The sequence below is a fragment of the Methylibium sp. genome, assembly GCF_013817345.1.
Classification (GTDB): domain Bacteria; phylum Pseudomonadota; class Gammaproteobacteria; order Burkholderiales; family Burkholderiaceae_C; genus Methylibium.
On sequence record NZ_JACDCW010000126.1, the window covers coordinates 1 to 8,694 of the forward strand.

Below are 8,694 nucleotides of genomic sequence, written 5' to 3' on the forward strand. Positions count from 1 at the left end.
AGCGTGCCGAACGGCTGACCCAGTTGGCACGCGCGTCGCGCGCAATCAACGCCGAGTTGTCGCTCGAGCGCATCGTCGCGTTGCTGACCGACGAGTCGCGAGCGCTGACCGGCGCGCTCGCGGCGACGGCGAGCGTGCCCGCAATGCCGTCGCGCGGCGCGGTGCTGGAGCACCGCAGCCCGCCGCCGGGCAGCGACGACGTCGCCGTACCGGCACCCGACGACGACACGCTGGCGGCCAGCATGCGCAGCAGCAACCGCGCGCAACGCCGCGCGCCGTTGTCCGCGTCACAAGCCGGTCCGGCCAGCGGCGGCTGGCTCGGCGTGCCGCTGCTCGGCTCCGGCCAGCGCAACCTCGGCCTGCTGTGCGCGGTGCACGCGCCGGGCGCGGCCTTCACCGACGCCGACGAGGCGGCCCTGACGCAGCTTGCCGCGGTGGCTGCGATCGGCATCGAGCACGCCACGCTCGTCGAGGCGCTGCTTGACCAAGACCGGCGCAAGGACGAGTACCTGGCCACCATCGCGCACGAACTGCGCAACCCGCTGGCACCGCTGCGCACCGGGCTCGAGCTGCTGCGCCGTGCCGGCACGCTGGACGAGGGGGCGCTGCGCACGCGCGACATGATGGAGCGCCAGGTCCTGCTCATGGTGCGGCTGGTCGATGACCTGCTCGACGCGTCGCGCGTCGGACAGGGCAAGCTGGCGCTGCGTACCGAGCGCCTGGTGCTGGCCGACGTGGTACGCGAGGCGGTCGAGTCGAGCGCGCCGCTGGTCGAGGCCGCGGCGCATAAGCTGACGCTGCGCTTGCCGCCGCAGCCGGTGCAGCTCGCAGGCGACGCGATGCGGCTGGCGCAGGTGTTCGGCAACCTGCTGAACAACGCCGCAAAGTACACGCCGGCGGGCGGCAGCATCGAACTGCGAGCCACGGTGGCCGGCGCCGTCCTCAGCGTCACGGTTGCCGACAACGGCGCCGGCATCCCGCCGGAGATGCTCGACGCTGTGTTCAAGCTCTTCACGCAGGTCGGGCGCCACCAGGGCATGTCGCAAGGCGGCCTGGGAATCGGGCTGTCGCTGGCGCGCGAGATCGTCACGCTGCACGGGGGCACCCTCACCGCACACAGCGACGGCGTCGGCCGCGGCGCTGCGTTCACCGTGACGTTGCCGGTCGAAAAGGCGGCCGGCGACGCCGGCTAGCACGCCGCGGCGCGATGACCCCGGCGCCGGAGCGGCCGCCCGGTGTAGCCGGGTTCGTAGGTGACGACGGGAAACTGCGCCAGCCGCGCAAGCCCGCGGCGTGTCGGCCCGGGCGTCGGTGGCGATGCCGATGTCGGCGCTGCTGTCCAGCAGCAGTTCGGCCACCTGCTTGGGCGAGCCCTGGTGCAGATGAGCGCCGCCCCGGGTGAGCGGTAGTCGATCAGCACCTTCATCATGAAGCGGTCGACCGTAAGGGCGGCCTGTGGGCCCTATTGACGCCGCCCGTTGCTTGACCGCCGGCAGGTCAGATATCGAGTACGTGCCGCAGCATGTGAAACGGCACGCGCCAGCTCCCGCCGTCACCTGTACCGATCGTGGCGGTGCGTTGGTTGATGCGCACGACCACGCCGGTGATGCCGCGGCCATCGCGATCTTCGAAGGTGACCGTATCGCCGCGCTCGAACTCTCGCGCCTTCGTCCCGTGCTGATTGGCTTAGGCGGCGGTTCGTAAGCCGCTGAGTCCTCTTGACGTTCGACGTTGGTGTAGCCCTGAAACGCCACGCAAGGGATCTTCCAGGTCCGCTTGGTGCCTTGCTCCAGCACCGTGGCCTGCGTGTCCTTCATCGCGATGATTTGCCGCGGCATCTGACCGTCGCGGAAGTCGACGATCTGCATGAGCTGGCCCAGGTGCCACTGCGCGCGCGCCGCCATGCCGCGGTGCGGATCGGCCAGCAGGCCTTCAATGATCGCCTTGAACTGGTACAGCTCCAGGCTGCTGGCGCCGTGGAGTGCTCGGGGAATGCCAGCGCGCGCCCTCATGCAGCTTTCGAGCGCGAGCCAGTGTGGCCAGGCACTGCGTGCAGATGTCGCGTGCCGGCAGGATCCGCTGTCGTTGTGGACGACTTGCGCCAAGCATTGAGCGCTTCGTCGCCAGCGCGGTAGCGCCGAAGCCAGCCGGCCAGCGAGTCCGCAGGCATCGGGCGAGCGAGCAAATAGCCCTGGATGGCGTCGCAGCCGAGCGTGCGCATGTACTCCACCTGCTCGATATTCTCGACGCCTTCACACACGACCGACAGCTTCATGCTGTGGGCCAGCGCCGCGACTGCAGTGGCGATCGCGCAGTTGTCAGCGTCGTGCGGCACGTCGCGCACAAAGGATCGATCGATCTTCAGCGTATCCACCTTAAAGCGCTTGAGGTAGGCAAGCGATGAGTGCCCGGTGCCGAAGTCGTCGATGGCCACGCAAACACCGACCTGGGCAAAGCCGATCAGGGTTTTTCGACTGAGTTCGTTGTCCTCCATCAAGAGGCTCTCGGTCAATTCGAGTTCCAGCCGGTGAGGTGCAAGGCCATTCGTGCTCAGCAACTGCGCGATCTGTTGCGCCAGATCCGGTTCACGAAACTGGCGCGCCGACAGGTTGACCGCCATCGACATATCCGGCAATCCCATGCGATCCCACATGGCCAATTGTTCGCAGGCAGTAGCAATGACCCACGCGCCCACAGGCACGATCAGGCGACTGTCTTCGAGCGCGCCGATGAACTTGTCGGGAGGAACCAGCCCCTCGCCCGGTCGTTGCCAGCGGATCAGTGCTTCGACACCGGTGATCGCGCCGCTGGACAAATTTGCCTTGGGCTGGTAGTGCAGGACAAACTCCCGGCGTTCCAGTGCCCAAACTGTGGTCCAGCGCGATCCGGTGCTGGATGGCATGGTTCAGTTCGTCATTGAAGAAGTGATGCGTGTTTCGGCCCAGGTCCTTGGCCCGGTACATCGCCATGTCGGCCTGTCGCAGCAGGGTGGCCATGTCGGCGTTGTCTTGGGGATACATCGCGATGCCGATGCTGGCCGAGAGGATGATCTGATTGCCCGCGATCCGCGTCGGCTCCTGCAGGGCCGCCAGGATGCGACTGGCGAGCGCAGCCGTGTCCTCGGTGCTGCCAGCGCTCTCGACGATCGCCGTGAATTCATCCCCGCCCAAGCGAGCGATTGTGAATGCGCCGTCGTTGCTGCGGCGCGCTGGACCCGCGCCGGCCGTCAGACTGTTGCCAAGCATGCGCGCCACATGGCGCAGCACCAGGTCACCGATGTTGTGCCCGAGGCTGTCGTTGATGTCCTTAAAGTTGTCGAGGTCCATGAACAGCAGCGCCATCGGACGCCGACTGCGCTGGGCCCTACCCATCGCCTGTTCCAGGCGATCGCGAAACAGCACGCGGTTGGGCAGGCCGGTCAGGCCATCGTGCGTGGCCTCGTGCAGCAGCCTGTCCTGAGTGCGTCTCAGCGTCCGCAGCGGCAACACCCTCAGCGCTGCGAAGATGGCGCCGGCGAGCACGCTTCCCAGCAGTGCGAACCATGCGATCTGTGCGATCAACGGCCGCAGCGAACGTTCGATCCGAATCGTTCCAACGACCTCGCCTGCGTCATGGACAGGCGCGCGTGTCTCGATCCGCGGGCTCGCCAGTTCGTCCTCAACTTGGGAGATGACGCGATCCTGCAAGTCCAGCACCGAGCGGCTTTCCGCCGTCCGGTCGCCTGGCCGCCGCCGAAGCAGTTCTTCGAGGCGCAATGTCTCCACCTGCCACAGTTCGGGGTTGACATTGACGAGCTGCGAAACCAGGCGGGCATTGATTTCGGCCTCGGTGCTCAGGATGCTGGACGTTGACCGGTAGCCCGCATAGGCGGCTAAGCCTGGAAGCAGCAGCATGACGCAGCCGGCGACCAGCGCGGCGATCATTGTCAACAGACGGTCCATTTGAAGGACTATGAAGAGAATCGCTTTGGCGAGCGATGCTCAGCGCGCAGCCTGTGCCGTCGTCGCCGCCGCAGGGGCGATGCCCGCCGTCGTGACGTCGGTGCCGGTTTCGGTCAGGATCCGTCGGCCAGCGTCCGACCCGACGAAGGCAATGAACCGCACGACGCTCGCCGGCGCGCCGTCCTTGAACAGCAGGTAGAGCGGCTTCACATACCGGTAGCGCCCGCTGGCGACGTTGCCGACTGTCGGCTCGACGCCGTCGATGGGCAGCGCCCTGGCGCGGCGGTGCTCCGACATCAACAAGGCAAGCGATGAGGTTCCGAGCCCGCCGGGCAGTCGCTCGATGGCGTCTGCACTGTCCTGGTCGGTCATCGCGGTCACCATGCCTTCGCGCGCCATCGCGGTGGCCAAGGCCTCTTTGACGCTCGGCGAGAAGGATGCCAGCAGTGGCGTGTCGACGTCGCTTGCCGGTCGAAGGACCAGGCGCACGGGCTGACCGTCGCTCCACTTGGTCTGCCTGCCGGCATACAGGTCTGCGACCTGGGTCAGCGTCAGGGCTCGCACGTTGTCTTTGGCAGTGGCCAGTACGAAGGCCGTTCGCCCATACTCGAAGGCGCGCACGCCTGCTGCCCGCTCCTCGGCTTTGGTCCCTCGGCTGGCGACGGCGATCTGAGTGGCGCCCGTGGTCAGCGCCTTGATGCCGCCGCTGCTGCCCAGGTTGGGAACGATCTCAAGCTGGAATGACGGCTCCACCTTCATGTACGCCTGCGCTAACACCGTCATCGTGCGTAACGCAGCGCCGGTCCCTCCTAGACGGATAGTCTCGGCGCGGGCCGGCGTTGGCAGGGCCAGCGCGAAGATCAGGCAGAACAGCGTCGTGCGAAGCGCCCAGGCGAGGCTGGACGGTAAGGTCGTTAAAGACATGGTCTGGACTCTCTATGTCGAAACGACGGCATCGTGGGTGATGCTGTCAGGGTTGCGGCCCCGGTGTGTCCTGCTCGCAAGCGCCGCGCGCCCTGAATTCAGTATGTCGGCACCGGCGCGCCGAGCTTCAGCGAATGGTCACGAAATCGGAACACTGGTAGATGACGGCTCTTGAAGTCGTGCGTTCCGTCATGTCGCCGTGACACCAGCCCTGGGGGCCTCTGGGAACCGAAGGTCTGTGCTGCCCCCGGTGGGCGTGAAGGCCCACTCGGTCAGCTGACGAGAGCCAGCATCGAGTCGGCTCACGAAGGTCACGGTCTTGGGGAGCGGTCACTCGATTCGCTTCGCCGATGAACGACAGCGATCAACCACGCCAATTGAGCCGCTGGCGATATGCAGATCATCACCGCCATCCTGGATAGGGGAGTCATCGAGAAGATCCTCACGCCGTCGTCGGTTCGAGTCTGAAGGAGCCGACCACCTCGGCGAGCGACGCAGCCTGGTTCTTCAGCGCGTCCGCGGCCGCGGCGGACTCCTCGACCAGCGCCGCATTTTGCTGCGTCGCCTGGTCCATCAGCGTTACTGCTTGATTGACTTCCTCGATGCCTTGGCTTTGCTGTTCGCTTGCGCTCGTGATCTCGCCAATGATGTCGCTGACCCGCTTCACGCTCATCACCACGTCGCGCATGGTGCTGCCCGCCTCGTCGACCAGCCGGGCGCCGGCCTCGACCTCGTCGACCGACTGGCCGATCAGCGTCTTGATCTCTTTCGCCGCCGCCGCGCTGCGCTGCGCCAGGCTGCGCACTTCGGTTGCGACGACCGCGAAACCACGCCCCTGCTCGCCGGCACGGGCCGCTTCGACTGCTGCATTCAGCGCCAGGATGTTGGTCTGGAACGCGATGCCATCGATGACACCGATGATGTCGACCACCCGCTTCGACGCCACGTTGATCGCACCCATCGTGTCGACCACCTTGGCCACCGCCTCGCCGCCCTTCGCGGCGACGTTCGACGCGCTTGCTGCCAACTGGTTGGCCTGCTGCGCACTGGCTGAGTTTTGTTTGACTGCGGACGTCAACTCCTCCATCGACGCCGCGGTCTGCTGCAGTGAGCTGGCCTGCTGCTCCGTGCGTGACGACAGGTCCATGTTGCCGCTGGCGATCTGCGCCGTCGCCGTGGCGATGCTGTCGGTGCCGGCGCGCACCTGGCCGACGACCTGGTACAGGTTGTCGCGCATCGTCTTCATTGCGAACAGCAGGCTGGTCTTGTCGCCGGGCCGGGTCTGCACGTCGACGCTGAGATCGCCGGCGGCGATGCGCCCGGCAATCCCCGCCGCATACGCGGGCTCGCCACCGAGCGCTCCGAGCACCCAGCGCGTGAGCACGATCGCCACTCCCAGGCCGGCTGCCATCGCCAGCGCAAGGACGCCGTACAGGCCGCCTGTGGCCTGGCGGTAGTTGCCTTCGGCGCCTTCGACATGGTTGACCAGCTGCTTCTTTTCGTGATCGATGAAGGTCTTCCAGGCATCGATGTAGACCGTCTGCAGCGCGTTGGTTTCGGTGAACATCAGCGCGGTGGCTTTGTCGTGGGCGCCAGCGTTCTTCAATTCCAGTACTTGATTGCGGCTCTTGCCGTAGGCGGCACGCCGTGCCTTCACGTCGGCGAGCAAGGCTTTTTCATCGGCGGTCGACAGCATCGGCTCCAGTGCTGCCACGTTGTCGTTGACCGCTTTGACGGTCGCCACCAGCACGGCTTGCGCTGCCTTCAGCGACTGTTCATCGGCGGCGGGCTGGCCTTCCGAGGTGACGATATAGGCGAAAGCCCGTGCATAGTCATAAGCCTCACGGATGTTGTTGTTAGCGATGTCGCTCTTCGGCAGGACCTCACTGGTGACGACGCGGAAGCTGCCCATCGTGGCGCGCAAGGCGGTGCCACCGACGAGGGCAATGATGGCGGCAAGGAGCAGCACCGCGCCGAAGCTCAGCGCCAGCCGGGTTCCCAGTTTCAAATTCATCGTGAGCCCTTTCGCGCGCCTCGCGGGCGCGGTGCTGTTTGGAAGTGATGCCGAACTGCATAAGGCGGCGTGAGCCGTGTATTTCGGCGTCAGATGGGAATACTTGATGCTGCGCGGTAGCGGCGGGCGCGCGGGGTGCCAGTGTCAAGCTGGCCAGTCGAGGGGCTTCGAGCCTTGCAACGAATCGACTCCTTCGGCTGGCGCCAACCGAGGCGGTGGCGGCGGAAGCGGATGAGACCAGTCGCTCGATGCCCTGCTGTTGGGGTGACCCGGTCTTGCAGTGACGGATGCCGGCGGGCTATTGCAAAGGCTGCTCGGCAGGACGTCACCCCGCTGATATTGAGGGCGGCTTACTGGCGCAGCTGTAAATATGCGCCTTCGCATCGACTGTCGGTGACGACGGGCGGCTCACTGGCGCTTCGCCTGGACCCCGACACTGCTTGAAGTTCGGCGGCGAACTAAAGATCATCGCCGCCATCCTCGAAGCGTATTGATCGAGCGCTAAAGTTCGGCGTTGCCATCGTCGCAAAACACGCCATCCGCCGATCAGGCCGCGAACATCTGGCGGAAGGCCTTCAATCAGTAAAACGGCGCCGCGGGTGCCTCGTGTATGTTTTCAGACGTTCCTTCATTGGAGTGCCGTCTGCCCGTGGCAGGCGAATCGTGAACACCGTTCCGGCTTCCTCCGACGATTGGACGGCGACCGAGCCGCCATGGCGGGTCACGATCTCATGGACGATAAAAAGACCCAGCCCCAGGCTGGTCTTCGAGTGCTCGTGCACTTCGTTGCCTGCGGTCGGCACACGAACCATCGGCTCGAAGATTGACTGCAAAGCTGCAGCGGGGATGGGACGCCCGAAGTTTGCTACGCGCACCTCGATGTCGTCGTCCGCAGCCCGTGCCGTTAGGGAAATGGGCTTACCTGGATCACCGTGCTGAACGGCATTGCTGAGCAGATTCCCCAGTGCCTGCTGCAGCCGTGGTGCATCGCCCGACATCACCAGATCAACCGCAATGTCTTCCTCGAAGCCGTGCTCCGGGTTGCCGGCGCGGATGATTTCGAGGGCCTCGGCACAAACCTGGCCCAGGTCGCATGTCCTTCGCTCGAGCGGGATGCCGGAACCCAGGCGGGTTCGCGTGAACTCGAGCAGGTCGCTGATCAGCTGGCTCATGGCCGTCGACGCGCGCTGAATGCGATATCCCGCATCGCGGACTGCCTTCTCCGAAAGGTTTGGCTTGAGAAGAAGCTGCCCCGACATGCTGACGGCCTGCAGCGGACTGCGCAGGTCGTGTCCGAGCACGGCCAGGAACATGTCGCGTGACGTCATCACCGCTTCGGCGTAGCTGCTGACCGACTCCGCAAGGGCCTGATCGATCGCCTCGTTGAACCGCATGATTTCTTCGATCTCCGCCGCACCTACCGGGGCATCGACGCCGGCGGCCCGGTGGCGCTTCCACAGTGCCAGGACGCTGGCTCGCAGCGCCCGGAACTCGGCGACCAACTGCACCAAGTCAAAGCCGGCGAGCTGCCGCAAGGTGCCATGCAGCGTAGCGGCCGTGTCCGCTCCGGTGTTGGGAGGTGCATCGCCCGTCGATTTGGTGGCTCGCTCGCCCTCTGTCTGGCGCGTTTGCATGTCGGCCACGACGACCAGCAGCATTTCCCTGCAATGGTCTCGCAAGCCAACGTCGGACATGGTCCGTGCCATCGGCAGCGTCCTGGCGAACGACTCCCACTCCGCAACGATCGCGTCGTGGCTTTCCCGGATGAAGGTACTGAGGATCATGCGGTTCGGCTCCGTAGAAGTCGGGTACAAG

At 65.6% G+C, this 8,694-nt stretch carries 6 protein-coding genes and 2 pseudogenes; 1 reads left to right on the forward strand and 7 read right to left on the reverse strand.

Annotation, left to right across the window (positions count from 1 at the left end; translation table 11 throughout):
- The coding region (locus H0W40_RS17590) for a HAMP domain-containing sensor histidine kinase (RefSeq protein WP_292448841.1) at positions 1–1,193 on the forward strand (1,193 nt) is incomplete at its 5' end.
- Positions 1,194–1,228: 35 nt separating this feature from the next.
- Here the strand turns inward: H0W40_RS17590 and H0W40_RS17595 are convergent.
- From H0W40_RS17595 to H0W40_RS17625, 7 genes and pseudogenes are all read right to left on the reverse strand, one after another.
- A pseudogene (locus H0W40_RS17595) lies at positions 1,229–1,385 on the reverse strand (transcriptional regulator); the annotation flags it as partial.
- A 112-nt stretch (positions 1,386–1,497) separates the two neighbouring features.
- Positions 1,498–1,608 carry a hypothetical protein gene (locus H0W40_RS20090; RefSeq protein ID WP_367153839.1) on the reverse strand — a complete coding sequence of 37 codons (111 nt, stop codon included), beginning with the start codon at positions 1,606–1,608 and terminating at the stop codon, positions 1,498–1,500.
- Positions 1,609–2,008: 400 nt separating this feature from the next.
- Positions 2,009–2,902 (reverse strand): bifunctional diguanylate cyclase/phosphodiesterase, encoded by an 894-nt coding sequence (locus H0W40_RS17605; RefSeq protein ID WP_292448843.1) that lies wholly within the window; start codon positions 2,900–2,902, stop codon positions 2,009–2,011.
- A 34-nt stretch (positions 2,903–2,936) separates the two neighbouring features.
- Positions 2,937–3,941 (reverse strand): annotated as a pseudogene (locus H0W40_RS17610) (diguanylate cyclase); the annotation flags it as partial.
- Between the two features lie 39 nt (positions 3,942–3,980).
- Entirely contained in the window at positions 3,981–4,865 is an 885-nt protein-coding gene (locus H0W40_RS17615) for a substrate-binding domain-containing protein (RefSeq protein WP_292448846.1), read from the reverse strand.
- Positions 4,866–5,307: 442 nt separating this feature from the next.
- Positions 5,308–6,879 carry a methyl-accepting chemotaxis protein gene (locus H0W40_RS17620; RefSeq protein ID WP_292448848.1) on the reverse strand — a complete coding sequence of 524 codons (1,572 nt, stop codon included), beginning with the start codon at positions 6,877–6,879 and terminating at the stop codon, positions 5,308–5,310.
- Between the two features lie 575 nt (positions 6,880–7,454).
- Positions 7,455–8,694: HAMP domain-containing sensor histidine kinase (locus H0W40_RS17625; protein WP_292448851.1), on the reverse strand; the 1,240-nt coding region annotated here is incomplete at its 5' end.